Annotated in this window: 9 protein-coding genes and 3 pseudogenes; 10 read left to right on the top strand and 2 right to left on the bottom strand. The window is 67.8% G+C overall.

The features are described from left to right. The first annotated feature begins 14 nt into the window (after positions 1-14). The 9 genes and pseudogenes from OH735_RS37485 to OH735_RS37445 all read left to right on the top strand — a co-directional run. Positions 15-1,004, top strand: coding sequence for a substrate-binding domain-containing protein (locus OH735_RS37485; RefSeq protein ID WP_406386237.1), 990 nt, complete (start codon positions 15-17; stop codon positions 1,002-1,004). An 89-nt stretch (positions 1,005-1,093) separates the two neighbouring features. Beyond that, a complete protein-coding gene (locus OH735_RS37480) occupies positions 1,094-1,864 on the top strand; it encodes an SDR family oxidoreductase (RefSeq protein WP_406386236.1) in 771 nt (256 codons plus the stop codon). Positions 1,865-1,897: 33 nt separating this feature from the next. Beyond that, positions 1,898-2,764, top strand: a complete 867-nt coding sequence (locus OH735_RS37475) for an SMP-30/gluconolactonase/LRE family protein (protein ID WP_406386234.1) — start codon at positions 1,898-1,900, stop codon at positions 2,762-2,764. A 6-nt stretch (positions 2,765-2,770) separates the two neighbouring features. Further along, a complete protein-coding gene (locus OH735_RS37470; RefSeq protein WP_406386232.1) occupies positions 2,771-3,721 on the top strand; it encodes an aldose 1-epimerase in 951 nt (316 codons plus the stop codon). A 66-nt stretch (positions 3,722-3,787) separates the two neighbouring features. Then, the gene (locus OH735_RS37465; protein WP_406386230.1) at positions 3,788-4,810 is read left to right on the top strand and encodes a sugar kinase; all 1,023 of its coding nucleotides are present in this window, start codon (positions 3,788-3,790) and stop codon (positions 4,808-4,810) included. Positions 4,811-4,872: 62 nt separating this feature from the next. After that, positions 4,873-5,502, top strand: a complete 630-nt coding sequence (locus OH735_RS37460) for a bifunctional 4-hydroxy-2-oxoglutarate aldolase/2-dehydro-3-deoxy-phosphogluconate aldolase (protein ID WP_406386229.1) — start codon at positions 4,873-4,875, stop codon at positions 5,500-5,502. Positions 5,503-5,642: 140 nt separating this feature from the next. Continuing rightward, positions 5,643-9,725 carry a glycoside hydrolase domain-containing protein gene (locus OH735_RS37455; protein ID WP_406386227.1) on the top strand — a complete coding sequence of 1,361 codons (4,083 nt, stop codon included), beginning with the start codon at positions 5,643-5,645 and terminating at the stop codon, positions 9,723-9,725. A 107-nt stretch (positions 9,726-9,832) separates the two neighbouring features. After that, positions 9,833-12,766 (top strand): LamG domain-containing protein, encoded by a 2,934-nt coding sequence (locus tag OH735_RS37450; protein WP_406386226.1) that lies wholly within the window; start codon positions 9,833-9,835, stop codon positions 12,764-12,766. Positions 12,767-12,824: 58 nt separating this feature from the next. After that, positions 12,825-12,977, top strand: a pseudogene (locus OH735_RS37445) (ATP-binding cassette domain-containing protein); the annotation flags it as partial. Positions 12,978-13,161: 184 nt separating this feature from the next. On the opposite strand, the gene OH735_RS37440 reads toward OH735_RS37445, so the two are convergent. Then, positions 13,162-14,064 (bottom strand): IS701 family transposase, encoded by a 903-nt coding sequence (locus tag OH735_RS37440; RefSeq protein WP_406386225.1) that lies wholly within the window; start codon positions 14,062-14,064, stop codon positions 13,162-13,164. Positions 14,065-14,098: 34 nt separating this feature from the next. On the opposite strand from OH735_RS37440, the pseudogene OH735_RS37435 reads away from it, so the two are divergent. Then, positions 14,099-15,813, top strand: a pseudogene (locus OH735_RS37435) (ISAzo13 family transposase). On the opposite strand, the pseudogene OH735_RS37430 reads toward OH735_RS37435, so the two are convergent. Next, positions 15,792-16,160 (bottom strand): annotated as a pseudogene (locus tag OH735_RS37430) (transposase); the annotation flags it as partial. The pseudogenes OH735_RS37435 and OH735_RS37430 sit on opposite strands and share 22 nt — an antisense overlap. Between the last annotated feature and the right edge of the window lie 270 nt (positions 16,161-16,430).

Raw genomic sequence — 16,430 nt, 5'->3', positions numbered from 1 at the left:
GAACGGATCACCCCATGTCCCGCAGAATCACCCGGGCCGCGCTGGCGGCCACGGCCGCGGCCGCCGGCCTCGCCCTGTCGGCCTGTTCCTCCTCCGAAGCCCCCGCGAGCGCGACCGGCGGCGGCTCCGGCAAGCAGCGCACCATCGCCTTCATCCCCGGGTGCACCTGCGACCCGTACTACTCGACGCAGATCGCCGGCTTCGAGGCCGCGGCCAAGGCAGCCGGGGTCACACCGATCGTGCAGGGCCCGGCCAACTTCCAGGCCTCCGAGCAGATCCCGGTCCTCCAGGCGGTCGTCCAGAAGAAGCCTGACGCCATCGTCATCGACCCGACCGACGCCACCGCGCTCGCCGCCCCGATCGACGCGGCCGTCGCCCAGGGCATCCCGGTGATGACGACCGGCAACAACGTCAACAGCGACAAGATCTTCACCGCCGTCGCGGCCAGCTCCGTCCAGGGCGGCAAGCTGGGCGCCCAAGAGCTCATGAAGCAGAAGCCCGAGGGCGGCAAGGTGGTGTTTGTCCACATCAAGCCGGGCATCAGCTCCCTCGACGACCGCGAGAAGGGCTTCCGGGAGGCCTTCGACGGTCAGTCCAAGTACAAGGTGCTGCCCAACCTGTACGCCAGCAACGACTCCGCCACGCAGGCCGCCGGCCTGGTGCAGTCCGCCATCACCGCCAACCCCGACCTGGTCGGCGTCTTCGCCTCGAACGTCATCACCGCCGAGGGCGCGGCCAACGCCATCAAGGCCGCCGGCAAGACCGGCAAGATCGCCGTGCTCGGCTACGACGCGAGCCCGCAGGAGGCCCGCGACCTCAAGACCGGCACCCTCACCGCCCTCGTCTCCCAGAACCCGTACAAGATCGGCCAGTTGGCCGTGGAGAACGCGCTGAAGTACGTCGAGGGCGACCGCAGCATCCCCAAGGATCAGCCGCTCGTCCCGCTGGTCATTACCAAGGACAACCTGGACGACCCGGCCTCGCAGACCGGCCTGTACAAGTAGCACCGCGCCTCCCGCGCTCCGCCCCGGGGCCGCCCCTGTCGGCCCCGGGACCTCCTCCCGCAGCCTCCTCGCAGAAGGACCGCACACCCATGGAATTCAAGGGCAAGTCCGCACTGGTCACTGGCGGATCCAGCGGCATCGGCCTGGCCGCGGCCGAGCTCCTGGCCGCCCGCGGCGCGCGGGTGGTGTGCGCGTCCGTCACACCGCCGGAGGCCGCCGTCCACGATGCGATCACCTACGTCGAGACCGACGTCACCGACGAGTCCTCGGTCACCGCCGCCGTCGGTCACGCCGTCCGGCACCACGGCGGACTCGACGTCCTCGTCGCCTGCGCCGGCATCCAGCGCTACGGCACCGCCGCCGACACCCCGCGCACGACCTGGGAGGAGGTGATGGCGGTCAACGTGGAGGGCGCCTTCCTCGCCGCCAAGCACGCCCTGCCCGCCCTGCGCGCCTGCGGCGCGGGTTCGATCGTGCTCGTCTCGTCCGTCCAGGCCTTCGTCACCCAGAAGAACGTCGCCGCCTACACCGCCAGCAAGGGCGCCCTCAACGCGTTCGCCCGCTCTCTCGCCGTCGACGAGGCCGCCTTCGGCGTCCGCGCCAACACCGTCTGCCCGGGCTCCGTCGACACCCCCATGCTGCGCACCGCCGCCGCCGGGTTCGCCGGCAGCCCGGAGGAGGCGGACGAACTCGTCGCCACGTGGGGCCGCAGCCACCCGCTCGGGCGGGTGGCCCGTCCCGAGGAGGTCGCCGAGGCCATCGCCTTCCTGGCGAGCGACCGCGCCGCCTTCATCACCGGCATCGCCCTGCCCGTCGACGGCGGCCTGCTCGCCCAGGTCGCCGTGGCCCTCCCCGACTGATCACCGACGATTCTTCAACCCGCGATCGGAGCAGTGAAGTTGAGCATCGACATCACCGTCGCGATACCCGGTGAGGCCCGCGTCGGAGAAGGACCGTTCTGGGACGGTGAGATCGGACAGCTGACCTGGGTGGACATCCTCGCCGGCCGCGTCCATACCGCCGACCCGGCCGTGCCCCGCCCGCACACCCTCACCCTGCCGACCTTCGTCGGCGCCGCCGTCCCCAAGGCGTCCGGTGGATACGTCGCGGCCACCACCGAGGGGTTCACGGATGTCCGCGCCGACGGCACCTGGACCACCCGCCTGTCCGTCCTGCCGCCCGGGCGCCGGATGAACGACGCCAAGTGCGACCCGCAAGGACGGCTGTGGGCGGGCAGTTGCGCCATGGACTTCGCCGCCGGCCGCGGGGCTCTCCACGTCCTGACCCCGGACTGGGCAACGCAACCGGTCCTCGACGGCCTGACGCAGCCCAACGGCCTCGGCTGGAGCCCCGACGGCCGCACCTTCTACCTCATCGACACCGTCGCCCACGAGGTCAACGCCTTCGACGTGCTGCCCGACCGGCTCGCCCCCGCCCGCCGGCGCACCCTCGCCCGCTTCCCCGAAGCCGCCGGAGAACCTGACGGGATGACCGTCGACGCCGACGGCTGCCTGTGGATCGCCCTGTGGCGCGGCGCCCGGCTCATCCGCCTCTCCCCCGACGGAGGGGTCCTCGCCGAAGTCCCCCTTCCCGTCGACCAGCCCACCTCCTGCGCCTTCGGCGGCCCGAACCTCAACGTCCTCTACGTCACCACGGCCCGCGAAGGCCTCGGACCCGGCCCCACCGGGCCCGCCGGCTCCGTCCTGGCCGTGCGCGGCCTGGGCGTCCGCGGCCTGCCCGCCCACCCGTTCGGAGGCTGACCGGCCATGACCTCTTCTGTGTGGCTGCACGGCGACCACCTGTCGGTCGAAGTACGCCCCGACAAGGGCGCGGACATCACGTCCGTCACCGAACGTACCAGCGGCATCGACGTCTTGTGGCGCACGCCGTGGGGGCGCCGCGACCTGGCCGGGGCGCCCGTCACCGGCGACAGCCGGACCGACTGGCTCGCCCGCTACGGTGGCGGCTGGCAGCAGCTCGTGCCCAACGCCGGCGCCGAGCGGACCGTCGACGGCGTCCGCCGCGGTTACCACGGTGAGGCGGCCGTCGTCGCCTGGACGGTCGAGAGCGCGGACGAGGCTGAAGTCCGTCTCGCCACCGACCTGATCACCGCCCCGCTACGCCTCACCCGCAGCCTGCGCCTGGACGGGCCGACCCTGCACGTCCGCGACACCGTCCACAACACCTCCGGGGAACCGGTACCGGTGATGTGGGTCCAGCACCCGGGCTTCGGGGCACCGTTCATCGACGAGCACTGCACCTTCACGGCCGCGGCCTGCACCGTCCTCACCGATGCCGAGCAACCCGGCACGGTCCTGCCGCCCGATGTCCGCGCGGCGTTCCCGCTCGCGCCCGCCGTCGACGGGGACGTCCTGGACCTGCGGCAGTGCCCCGGACCGGACAGCGGGCGCGCCGTGTTCGCCTGCCTCACCGACTTCCAGACCGGCTCTTTCGCCATCGAAAGCCCCAGCGCGGGATTCGGGATCCGCGTCGAGTGGGACGCGTCCGTCCTGCCACATGCCTGGCTGTGGCAGGAGTGCCACGCGAGCAGCGGCTTTCCCTGGTACCGCCGCGCCTACGTAGTCGCCATCGAACCCGCCAACGTCCTGCCCGGCGACACTTCCCCGGCCTGCCCCACCCGCGGCCAGGCACCCCTCCTGCCGGCCGGCACCAGTTGGACCAGCGACATCACGCTCACCATCACCGACCTTCGCTGAAGCCGGCGGCCGCACGCAGCACACCGCCCTCCGGCACCGGACGGAACACGGAAGGACCACAGACCCATGGCTTACGTCGGCACCGAGCCAGCAGTCCACAACCCGCAAGTGGTGTGCCTCGGCGAGACCATGGCCGTCCTGCTGCCCGGACACCCCGGCCCCGCCGAGTCCGTCGAAGAGTTCCGGGTCGGCGTGGGCGGCGCCGAGTCCAACGTCGCCTGCGGCCTCGCCGGGCACGGGATCACCACCGCCTGGGTTAGCCGCGTCGGGGACGACGGCTTCGGCCTACGCATCATCAGCGAGCTCACCGCACGCGGGGTCGATGTCTCGGCCGTCACCATCGATCACGTACGGCCGACGGGCCTCTACCTGAAGGAAACCCACCCGCACAGCCGGATGCGCTACTACCGCACCGGCTCCGCCGCCTCCGCCCTCGGCCCCGACACCTTCACCGACCCCGTGTTCAATCAACTCCTTTCCGGCGCCCGACTACTGCACCTGTCGGGCATCACCCCTGCGCTCTCCGACAGCTGCCTCGGCCTGATCCGGGCCCTGCTCGCCGCTCCTCGCCGCGGCCGCACCGTCAGCTTCGACCTCAATTGGCGGCCCGCCCTCTGGCACGACCGTGACCCGGCCGTCCTGCTCGAACTCGGTAATGCCGCCGACTTGCTCCTCCTCGGAGCCGACGAGGCCGAAGCCGCCTTCGGGCTCAGCAGCCACGCCGCCATCCGGGCAGCGTTCCCCGCTCCCGCAACCGTGGTCGTCAAAGACTCCGAGCACCAAGTCACCGTGCTAAGGGCGGACGGCAGCACCGTCAGCGAACCTGCGCTCGTCGTCGAGGTCGTCGAACCCACCGGCGCCGGCGACGGGTTCGCCGCCGGCTACCTCGCCGCGACCCTGCGCGGTTTGGACCAGCGCTCCCGCCTGCGCCTGGGCCACCTCACCGCCGCAACCGCCCTCATCACCCACGGCGACCACGGCGTCCCGCCCTCCCCCGAGCTCACCGCCGCCCTTCTCGCCGCCTCCCCCGACGAATGGGCCGCAACCCGGGTCACGTGCGCCGGAATCCACTCACCCGCCCTGCCCTGACCGCACAGCCTGATCGGCCTCGCACCCACATCACGACAATCCCGACCAGGGAGCACCAGACCATGACCACGCCCCTGTCCTTTCCGGCGGAGCTCACCGCCAGCCCAGTGATCGCCGTCGTCCGCGCACCCCACATCGCAGACGCGCCGGCTCTGTGCGCGGCACTCGCCGAAGGCGGAATCCGCCACGTCGAGTTCACCTTCACCACCCCCGACGTCACCCGGCACCTTGCCCAAGCAGCCGCCAGCGGCGCCCACGTCGGCATCGGCACCGTCCTCACCCGCCGCCAAGCCGAACTCGCCATCGAAGCCGGCGCCCGCTTCCTCGTCACACCCGGCTGCCGCCCCGAAGTGGCTCAAGCCGCCCGCGAGGCGGGACTGCCCGTCGTCCTCGGCGCCCTCACTCCCACCGAAGTAGCCGAAGCCGTCGACCTCGGCGCAGCTGCCGTGAAGATCTTCCCTGCCAGTGGGTTCGGCCCCCGGTACCTCAAGGACCTCCACGGCCCCTACCCGGGCACCCCCCTCGTCGCCTCCGGTGGAGTCAACGCCGCCAACGCCGCCGAATACCTCGCTCACGGAGCCGTCGCCGTCTGCGCCGGAACCGGGGTCGTCACCCCGACAGCCGTCGCCGAGGGCAACTGGGACGAGATCACACACCGAGCCGCGGCGTTCATGGACCCCCTCACCCGGTAGTCCCAACGCGCCGGGCGTGGGCAAAGGCGTGCAGCCAACAGCCCGCCCGCACCGCTCTCCTCGCATCGCCGGGTCGCGCCCGCTCCGCCGAACAGCGGGGGCGGCCCCGCCAACCGATTTCCGCATCTCGCACAGAACTCATGACCCGAATCAATCTCGAAGGGAAGCGCGAAGTGACCGAGCCAGAGGTAAGTGAAGGGAAGCGCGAAGTGACCGAGCCGAAGGCAAGTGGTCAGTTGGCCCGTCGTCGTCTTCTGTTGTCCGCCGGTGGAGTGCTGGCAGCGGGCGTTGCGGGAGTTGGCGGTTCCGGCGGCATTGCTCGGGCAGCAGCGCCGGGGGATGCGGTTTCAGCCAAGGCGGGCCGGGACTATGTGCGCCTGGTCAATCCGTGGGTGGAAGCGGATCGGGGCCGGTTTTTCTTCTTCCAGTCGGCGAGCAACCCGTTCGGCATGATCAAGCTGCGGCCGGACACGAGCACAAACACTCTTTGGGGAACGGGCTACCGGCACGATGAGAACAACGTCAAGGGTTTCAGTCACCTTCATTGCTGGCAGATCGCCGGCGTGCAGGTGATGCCCACCACCGGTGCGAGTGTGTCGAAGCTGCAGGGCGATACCGGCTGGCAGTCGTCTGTGAAGCACGACGCCAGTGAGGTCGTCGAACCGGGCTACCACCGGTTGCATCTGGACCGGTACGGAGTCACCGCTGAGCTGACATGCACCGATCGCGTGGGCCTGCACCGCTATACCTACGACAACGCCGACCGGAGCGAGATCGTCATCAACCTCGGCGGCATGCTGGGCGAAGCGAAGATGAAGGGCGCCCACGTCACCAAGGTCAGTAACGCTGAGATCGAGGGATACGTCGACCAGGGAGGATATCTCACCGACGGCCTCTACTGGCCCCAAACGCCGCCGGAAAAGAACCGACTGTTCTTCAGTATCCGGTTCGATAGGCCGTTTGATTCGCTGCGTGGTTGGGTGGGTGGCAGCCTGGCCAACGGCGGTGCGGCGATCGAGGAGTTGTCCGGCGACAACATGGGTGTGTACGTCTGCTACGAGCAGCTGGACGCCGGTGCGGTCGTGCAAATGAAGGTGGGGTTGTCGTTCACCGGGGCGGCGGGGGCGCGCAAGAATCTCCAAGCGGAGCTGCCAGGCTGGGACTTCGAGGCGGTGAAGCAAGCCTCACAGCAGCACTGGAACGCGATGATGGGACGCATCGAAGTCGAAGGCGGCTCCGAACAGCAGCAGGTCAAGTTCTACACCGACCTGTTCCACGTACTGTGCGGACGCAGCACGATCAGCGACGTGGACGGCAAGTACCTGGACAACACGTGGCGGCACGGCAAGGTCAAGCAGATCCCGCTGGATGACCGCGGTGTGCCGCGGTTCGCGATGTACAACTACGACGCGTTGTGGTTGACCCAGTGGAACCTCAACACCGTGCTCGGTTTCGCGTATCCGGAAATCTACAGCAGCTTCGTCCACTCGCAGCTGCAGATGTACCAGGACGGCGGCCTGCTGCCGCGCGGCCCACGCTTTGGTGACGACTCGTTTGTGATGACTGGCTCGGCGGTGACGTCGTTCATCACCGGTGCCTGGAACAAGGGCATCCGCGACTTCGACATCAACCTGGCCTTCGACGCCATGCTCGACGCCCAGTCCATCGGCGGCCTGTTCGACAAGGCCACGTACGCGAATGCGTCCTGGATGGGAGACGGTGGGGTTGCCCGGCCGTATCTTGACCACGGGTATGTGCCGCACAACATGCCGGACAGCTGGAAGTCGCGTGGTGCTGGGGAGACGCTGGAGTTCGCGTTCCAGGACTGGACGCTGGGGCAGTTGGCCAGACGGCTGGGCAAGACGGGGCTGAACGTCTCGCAGTTCGCCGAGGTGTCGGTCTCCTCGCAGGTGAATGATTCGAACTTCGCGGGTGTGCGGGCGGTGGACGGTCGGCCGATCCGCTCCAGCATGGTGCCGTCAGAGAATGTGGAGTGGGCGTCCACGGAACGGAAGCCGTGGATCAAGCTGAGCTGGCGTGAGGAGAAGCGCGTCCACAAGGTGGTGATCAGCGATCGGGCGGACCCGAGGTCGAACGCGAACTCCGGCGTTCTGACGTTCAGCGACGGGTCGACGATCGCGGTGAGCAACATCCCCACCGATGGCAGGAACAAGGTGGTGGCCTTCCGGCCGAGGCAGGTCAGCTGGGTACGGTTCGAAGTGACCGGCGGCACCGGCGAGAACGTGGGGCTGAACGAGATCGAGGTATGGGACACCTCCGACACCGGCGCCTACCTGATCGAGCGGTCGGGCAACTGGCAGAACCTGTTCGACAGGTCTACCGGGTTCATCCGGCCCAGAGGTTCTGACGGACGGTGGCTCGCGTCGTTCAACCCGCTGTCCTCGAATGATTTCGTGGAGGCCAACTCCTGGCAGGCCACCTGGTACACCCCGCACGATGTGACCGGCCTGGCCAACCGGCTGGGCGGCATGAACGCCTACGCCGACAAACTCAACTACGCCTTCGACCGCTCCAAAGGTGCCAATTTCATTGGCGAAGAGGGGGGAAACGGCGACGATGGCGCCTACGTCAACTACGGCAACCAGCCCGGTTTGCAACTGGCGCACCTGTTCAACTACGTGGGCAAACCGTGGTTGACCCAGTACTGGGTGCGACAGGTGAAGGAAAAGGTCTACTCCTCTATATCCACCACTGATGGGTATGGCCACCATGACGAAGACCAGGGCCAGATGGGATCGCTCAGCGCACTCATGGCGATCGGTCTGTTCGAAGTCACGGGAGCGAGCCTGTCCCGTCCGGTCTACGACATCACCTCACCGATCTTCGACAAGGTCGCCATCAACCTCAACGCCGGCTACTACAGCGGCGGGCAGTTCCGCATCGTCACCCACGACAACTCCGCGGCCAACATGTACATCCAGCGCGCCACGCTCAACGGCAAGGAACTGGACCAGGCCTGGTTCTACCATGACCAGCTGACCGGCGGTGGAACGCTGGAGCTGTGGATGGGTGACCAGCCGAACAAGGCGTGGGGCGTCAAGCAACTGCCGCCTTCCCACTCACCGCAGGCACCCGCGGTCATCTACTCCACGCCTGATCAGGTTCGGGTGGGTCCCGGCGAGAACGGCACGGTCAGGCTGGAGGCGAAGAATCTCACCGGCGAAGCGGTCACGGTGAAGTGGCGGACCAACGCCCCTGCGGGTCTGCGTACCGTGCCGGCCAGCGGCACGCTGACCGTCCCAGCGGGCGGCACAACCGGCCAGGACCTTACGCTGCGAGTTGCCGAGGACATTCCGGAAGAGCTTCACCGGATCACCTTCACCGCCGTCTCCGCCGACGGAACCGAACTCCCCGACGGTGTGCTCTACGTGAACGGCATTCCGGCGATCTCAGTGTCGACTGCACCTGCGGAGCTGCGCCTGTTGCAGGATACCCCGGCCACGTTCCAGGTCCGGCTGGTCGACAACGACAGCCAAGCCCAGGACACGGAAGTCTCGCTGCAAACGCCTCAGGGCTGGCAGGTCGAACCCGCTACCCGTACGCTGCAACTCGCCGCCGGTGCCACTGCTACCCCGACCTTCACCGTCACCCCGCCAGCGAGCGCCTCGGGGGCGCAGACCCTCGTCGTGACGGTCAAGGATGCGACGGGCACGTCCCACCACGAGGTCTCCGCCACCGTCCACCACGCGATCGCCGTGGTCGGGGCTGTCGATGTGGCGACGGCGGGATTCGCTCTCACCCCCAACCGTTACTCCGCCTACCCCAGCACCTTCCCCAACGGTGTCGACTTCACCGTCGGCAGCAGCGACCCCGCATCCGCGTGGAGTTACATCCACCCCGGCCCGTCCGACGCCTGGGCCGGCAGCCGGTCCCACACCTTCACCCTGCGCTTCGACCTCCCCCAAACCCCCGAAAACGATCTCGCCCTCACCGCATGGCTGGTCGACACCCAACAGACCAGCCCGCCGAAACTGGCCCTCAGCCTGAACGAACAAACCGCCACCACCATCCAGCTCCCGGCGGGCGGCGGGGACGGCTACCACTGGGGCGACGGACGTGGTGGCAACATCCGCCCCACCATCATGGACTTCCCCCTGCCCACCAACCAACTCCGCGCCGGGAAGAACGTCATCACCATCACCACCCAAACCGGCTCATGGGCCGTCTACGACGCCATCGCCATCCGCGAAGCCACCCCATGACCAGCAAGCACAACCAAGACCGAAACAAGAACCGCAGTTCCTGAGAAGGCGCTGCTTTCGCCCACGACAACCCGCCACCCACCCGGCGCTGTTGCGGCGCCGGGCGGGTGCCCGCCTGCAACGCACGGCGCCTGAGCGCGCCTAACCTTGAGGAGACAATCATGCCAGACATCAATCGCCGCACATTCCTCACGTGGTCTGGGGTGGTGGGCGCTGCGGCGTTCGCCACTCCGATGTTCGGAGCGGGGCTGGCCGCGGCCGCGGCAGGTCAGGCACCGGCCCTGGACTCGCTGAGCAGCGATTGGTTGCCGCAGGGGGAGCTGGGGCACTTGCCTGCCGTCAGCAACTTCTGGGGGGCTGTGGGCGTCGCCGACAACGTGCTGGGAATCCGCAACTTCACGCTTGCGCCTTATCTCCAGGGTGGTGGCGACGCCTGTGCGCTGAGCGTGGATGGCGCGCCCATCACGACCAGCGAATCGCGCTGGTCGGCTTATGAGGTCCTGCGTAAGGCGGTGACCGGTTCCGGGGTGCGGATCCAGACCGCGACCCGCCTCGCCTTCGAACGCAACGAACTGCTGCTGCGCGTCACCGTCTCCAACCCCACCACGACGGCGATCACGGTGTCGGTCAATGCCAATCCCCGTATCGCCAGGGCGACGGCCGGCTGGACGTGGAGTCCCCCGCGGCCGGGCGGCGGCCGTACCTTCACCGCGTACAAGGTCTCCGGTTCGAGCCTGTTGATCTCTGACAGCGGCTCTTCGGCGGTGACTGCGTTCGCGTTCGCTCCGGCGCCCACGTTGAGTACGGCGTCGGCCGGCGGAACCGCTCAATGGCCGGTCGCCGCGGGAGAATCGGCGACGATCGACATCGTCATGGAGGTGGGCCAGACCTCCACGGGGGCGCCACTGAAGGACGTCAGTGACGGCAAAAGTGTGCTCGACGCCTGCAACGCCACGATCGCCGAGTTCCAAGATGCCTTCAACGCCGCCGCCAGGGGCTGGAAGAATCGCTGGCTGGATGCCTTCACCCCGGGCGACGGTCACTATTCGGGCTGCCTGCCGACTCTGGACACCGACGACACCGCGATCGCCCGCATGTACTACATGAGCATCTTGTCGGTGCTGGCCTGCGAACGCACGAATCTGTCCGCCGCATTCTCTGGCGTTCTCGGCAGACCTACCGGATCTGGCGCTTTCCGCGGATTCGACCGTGTCTACGTGACCGGAGGGCCCGAATGGTCAAACACCGTCACCTACTTCTGGGACACCTCCTACGCCTCGGTCATCCTGGCTCTGCTCGATCCGAAGATGGTCAAGGCCCACACCACCTACTGGCTCTCCAAGGACATCTATAACGGATACGCCATCGACTGCGTCTCCGGTAATACGGTCGGCCCGTGGTACAGCGCCAACGACCTCACCGTCTTCACCACGATCCTCAACTACATCAACTACAGCGGCGACGTCTCCTTCCTCGACACCCCTGTCTCCGGCACCGGCAAGACCGTCCATGAACATCTGAAGAGCATGGCCACGCACTGGCAGAGCCTGGTGCCGCAGGGGCAGTCGCTGGCCGACTACGGCGAGAACCACAACCTCCTGGAAGTTCTGCCGAAATACGTCCACCAAGTGGCGTCCTTCAATGCGGCCAACGTGTGGATGATGCAGCAGGTCTCACAGCTTTCCGCTCGCGCGGGTGACTCGGCAACCGCCAAGGACTTCACCAACAGAGCCGACGCCCTTCTCGGCGAAGTCCTCAAACTGTACGACAGCGCCAACCAAGGGGTGTGGAACTGCCGGCACAACGACGGCACCACCGTCGCGGTACGGACCGTCCTCGACTTCGCCATCGCGGGCAACCTGCTCGCCCCGGCCCTGACCGACGCCCAAAAAGCCGCCATGAAGAACTTCGTCACCACCGAATTGGTGGCCGGGGACTGGATGCGCGCTTTGTCCCTGTCCGACTCCCAGGCACCGGTCCCCCGCGTCGACCACGGCACCGACGGCGCCTATGACGCCTGGCCTGCGCTCACCGCCCAGACCTTCGCGCGGTTCGGTGACTATCCGGCGTTCCTGTCCCTGCTGAGAAGGTTCGCGGGTGTAACCCGCCAGGGCCCGTTCAGCCAGGCCCACGAGCTCCAGCAGGTCGCCGATGTGCCGGTAACCGACCGGCCGGCGTTGAACCCAGCGAAGGCCGTGACGGTCTCCGCATGGATCAACCCCTCGAGTTGGCCGACACAGATCTGGCAGAGCAGCATCATCGGCAAGGACTCCTGGAGCAGCGGGGCGGCTGGCTACGTGCTCCGCGGTGGCGCTGGCGGTAAGATATCCTTCGTCGTCACGCTCGACGGTCGCTTCATCGAGGTGCAGACCACCAGCACGGTCCCGACCTCGGGATGGCACCACGTCGCGGGCGTCTACGACGGCAACCAACTCCAGATCTTCATCGACGGCACCGTACAGGCCACCCGCCCAGCCACCGGAACCCTGACCCCATCCGCCAACGCCCCGCTGGTCGTGGGAAACTGCCCCTCCGACTCCAGCCGCCGGTTCATCGGCAGCATCGACGAAGCCCGCGTCTACGCCCGGGCACTGTCCGCCGCCGAGATCAACGCCCAGTATGCCGCCACCACCCCGGACACCGGCGCCACCGACGACGCGCTGGTGCTGCGCCTGGCCTTCGACGAAGGCAACGGCACGACCACCACCGAGTCGATCAGCGATGAGGCGGTGAAAATCAATGGGGCGACGTGGAGTACGGGACCGACTGGGTTCGGTAAAGCGCTGACCTTCCCCGACATACCTAGCTACCGCGCCGTCATCGCCTCACCCGCCAGCCTTCAGGTCTTCAACTGCGTGCCCGGTGGCAAGTTCGCCGACATCATCATCAGCGAGCTGTTCGGCTACACCCCCGACGGCACCACCGCCAAGCTGCAGGACGCCACGGTCCGCAGAGGACTCACCGGAACACTCTCCGGAGTGCGCCTCAACGGCAAGTACCACAGGATCACCAGCGGTTCCAGCGGCCTGTCACTGACCTGAACCGCCCACTACACGTCCGGTCCTACTGGCGGCGGCTCGACAAAGCCGAGCCGCCGCCATGTGGCGACGCCGTACGGACGTGGGGCTGGGCGACCGGCTCGCGCATCGCCCCGCGCAGCTCTCCCGCGGCCAGCAACAGCGGGTGGCCTGCGCCCGCGCGTTGGCCGGCCGACCAGAGTTCATCATCGCTGGTGAGCCCACCGGCAACTTGGCGCCTAGTACTCCAGCCGGACTTCTTCATTAGCGCTGGTCAACGGCTTGGGTGTGGGGAGTGTAGCGGGCTGGGACGGGGGTGGGGCGGTGTTTGTGGGGTCGTCCCGCGAAGGTGTGGCCGGGCTGCTTGTAGTGGCAGCGGCGGGCGCGTGCTTGGTGGCGGCGACGCCAGTGGGACCACGTCACGGCGTGGTCGCGGTCTGGAGCATGGCGGCGGGGTCCAACTGCCAGCAGACGTCGAATTTCGGCCGGTGTGAGGTCCACGAGGTCGGGTGTGTCCCGCTCGGTGCCCCCTTTTCTCGTTCCTGGCCGGCCAAGACTGCGAGGAAGGCATGCGCGAGTATGGCGAGTGTGATGTGCCGGTACCAGCCCACGTAGCGGCGGACTTCGTACTGGTCAAGGCCGCATTCGTTCTTCGCGCTCTGGAAGCATCCCTCGACCTTCCAGCGGCAGCCGGCGATGCGTACGAGGTCAGCAACGGTGGCGTCCAGAGGCGCGCTGGCCAGGTAGTAGGCGATCTCGTCGGGCTTGGCGATGCTGCGGCGGGCCAGCATCCAGCGTTGCCGGGTGGGTTCGTCGCCGTCGAATTCCCACACGGCGGGCAGGCGGGCTGCGGCCCAGTCGTAGAAACGCTCGCCCTTCGCGCCGCTTCCTGCGGACAGCCGCTGCCAGGCTTCGGGCGGGGCCTGGCCGATGAGGTGGTCGATGCGCGGGCCGTGGACCTGCTGGGACTTGGGCACGGCCACGACGTAGGAAAGGTGGTGGTCTTCGAGGAAGCGGCGGAAGTGGGAGTCCTGGCCGTAGGCGGAGTCCGCGGTGACCCAGCCGATGGGCAGGGGTGAGGCGAGGGCCCGCAGGATTATGGCCCGCGCCAGTTCGCCCTTGGTGGCGAAGACGCGGTCGTCGGGGACACGGGCGGCCCGACAGCGTTCGCGGTCCTCGGTCCAGGACTTGGGCAGGTAGAGCTCGCGGTCGACCAGCGTGTGGCCGCGGGCGGTGGCATAGGCGGCGAAGACGCCGATCTGGCAATTCTCGGTGCGGCCTGGGCTTGTAATTGAATAACTGTCAGATTTGATCTGAAGCATCGTCATTGTCAGGGTGCCGGTGGGAGGCTGTGGCATGGCTACGCATCCGCAACCCCGTACAGCGGCCGAAGCCTTGCAGACAAAGTTCGACCAGATCCTGCCGCATCTTGATGAGCGCCGTCGTCGGCTCTATCTGGCCAGCGAGGCCACGGCGATCGGCCACGGCGGTATCACTCTGGTGGCGGCGGCCTCCGGTACCAGCACCGCCACCATCGCACGCGGCATCGGCGAGCTGGCCGGGCAGCCTGCACCGACCCGTCGGATCCGGGTTCCGGGAGGCGGTCGCAAGCCCTTGACGGCCACCGATTCCGGTCTACTGCCGGCACTCGAGGCGTTGATCGAGCCGCACACTCGCGGCGATCCCATCTCCCCGCTGCGCTGGACCACGCTGTCGCTGCGCGCCTTGGCATCGTCCTTGACCGACCAGGGCCACCCGGTCAGCGCCACGACCGTCGGGCACCTGCTGCACACCCTGGGCTACAGCCTGCAGGGCACCGCGAAGACCCACGAGGGCGTCGGCCATCCGGACCGCGACGCCCAGTTCGCCCACCTGAACCGCACCGCCGCCGCCTTCCTCAACGACAACCAGCCGGTGATCAGTATCGACACCAAGGCCAAAGAGTGGCTCGGCGACCGCGACCGGCCCGGCCGCACCTGGCGACCGGGCGGAAACCCGATCAAAGTGGACTGTCACACCTTCATCACCAGCGACCAGCCGGTGGTCATCCCCTTCGGGATCTACGACATCGCCCACAACAGCGGCTGGGTCAACGTCGGAACCGACCATGACACCTCCGAGTTCGCGGTGGAGTCCATCCGCCGCTGGTGGCAGCACCGCGGACAAGCTGACCACCCGGACGCCACCCGGCTGCTGATCACCGCCGACTCCGGCGGCTCCAACGATCCCCGCCGCTGGACATGGAAGAAGCACCTGCACGCCTTCGCGCAGGAGAGTGGGCTCGAGATCACGGTCTGTCACTTCCCACCTGGCACATCAAAGTGGAACAAGATAGAACACCGGATGTTCTGCCACATCACCGCGAACTGGCGAGGACGGCCGCTGACCAGCTACGAGGTCGCCCTCGAGACCATCGCCGCAACGACCACCACGACCGGGCTTTCGATCGGGGCCGAACTCGACACCGGTAGCTACCACCTTGGCACGACCGTCACGCCCGCCGAGTTCCACGCTCTGCCGATCACACCGAGCACGTTCCACGGCGACTGGAACTACACCCTCGCACCTGCCCCGCCCAATCCTCCCGAGGCGCCACGGACTCGTCGCCAGATCGACCCGGCCCTGACCGAACTGCTCACCGACCCGGCCCTGACGGGCATGGCCCGCTCCGACTTCGACCACTTGGTGGCGGTCTCGGAGCCGTACTGGGACGCCTTGGCCGAGGCCGCATTCCAACGACGCTTTCACCGTCCGCGCAGCTATCTCCACCCGCAGACCAGCAGCCTGGACCACTACCACCGACTGCTGACAGCGTTGTTACACCGCCGCAGAGCAGCGACCAGTACGCTCCTGGCCCACTTGCTGGGCGTCACCCGCACCAACCTGTCCAATCAGTTCCAGGACGGGCACCGTCTCCTGGACCTGCACAAAATCGCCGTCATGCCATTGCCCGGAGCGCCCGCCCGCACCCTGGAGCAGCTGAAGGCCCGTGGGACGCCTATCGAAAGATACCCCGCAGACCAAATCTGACAGTTATTCAATTACAAGCCCCCGCGGTGCCGGAATACTGACGCTGGACACCGACGGAGGTAGTGCCCTTCTTCACGAAGCCTGTGTCGTCGGTGATCAGCACGCCGTTGTCCGCGCCGAGGTGCTCGGCAACGTAGGCGTGCAGGTCGTCGCGGACCTCGTCGGCCTCCCAGCGGCTCCGGGAAAGCAGGTGCTGCAGCCCGTCGGGGGTGGCATGACCGGCGTACTCGGCGAGCTGCCAGCCGTTCTTGCGGCCCACCGGACCAAGGAGTCCACGGACGTAGTCCCGCACCCGACGCCGAGATTCCACGCGGGCAAAACGTCTTCCGATCCGCAAGAGCAGCTCAGCAAGTCCCTCTTCCCACACGCCCGTTGGTTCATCACTCATGCGAGCGAGCTGCCCGGAACGTGGCCACGACAAGCAGCCCGGCCACACCTTCGTGGGACGACCCCACAAACACCGCCCCACCCCCGTCCCAGCCCGCTACACTCCCCACGCCCAAGCCGTTGACAGCGTCGGCGGACAGCCCCGTACCGATTTTCACGCCCGCGAGGCGTCACGTCAGGGACACGGGCGACTCTTATATCCCGGAGGCCGGACAGCCCACCCGCATATAGGAGTTGCCCGGGTGGAGTCCCTTCATAGGGGTGCCGTCGC

The organism is Streptomyces sp. NBC_01618, from assembly GCF_045209435.1.
GTDB lineage: Bacteria > Actinomycetota > Actinomycetes > Streptomycetales > Streptomycetaceae > Streptomyces.
Note: the sequence above shows the minus strand (reverse complement) of the source record. Positions and strands in the feature narration are given on the sequence as shown.

Bases quoted from the DNA above. Each gene is read 5' to 3' on its own strand.
- OH735_RS37485 (WP_406386237.1), top strand. From the start codon at position 15: ATGTCCCGCAGAATCACCCGGGCCGCGCTGGCGGCCACGGCCGCGGCC.
- OH735_RS37480 (WP_406386236.1), top strand. From the start codon at position 1,094: ATGGAATTCAAGGGCAAGTCCGCACTGGTCACTGGCGGATCCAGCGGC.
- OH735_RS37470 (WP_406386232.1), top strand. From the start codon at position 2,771: ATGACCTCTTCTGTGTGGCTGCACGGCGACCACCTGTCGGTCGAAGTA.
- OH735_RS37465 (WP_406386230.1), top strand. From the start codon at position 3,788: ATGGCTTACGTCGGCACCGAGCCAGCAGTCCACAACCCGCAAGTGGTG.
- OH735_RS37460 (WP_406386229.1), top strand. From the start codon at position 4,873: ATGACCACGCCCCTGTCCTTTCCGGCGGAGCTCACCGCCAGCCCAGTG.
- OH735_RS37455 (WP_406386227.1), top strand. From the start codon at position 5,643: ATGACCCGAATCAATCTCGAAGGGAAGCGCGAAGTGACCGAGCCAGAG.
- OH735_RS37440 (WP_406386225.1), bottom strand. From the start codon at position 14,064: ATGCTTCAGATCAAATCTGACAGTTATTCAATTACAAGCCCAGGCCGC.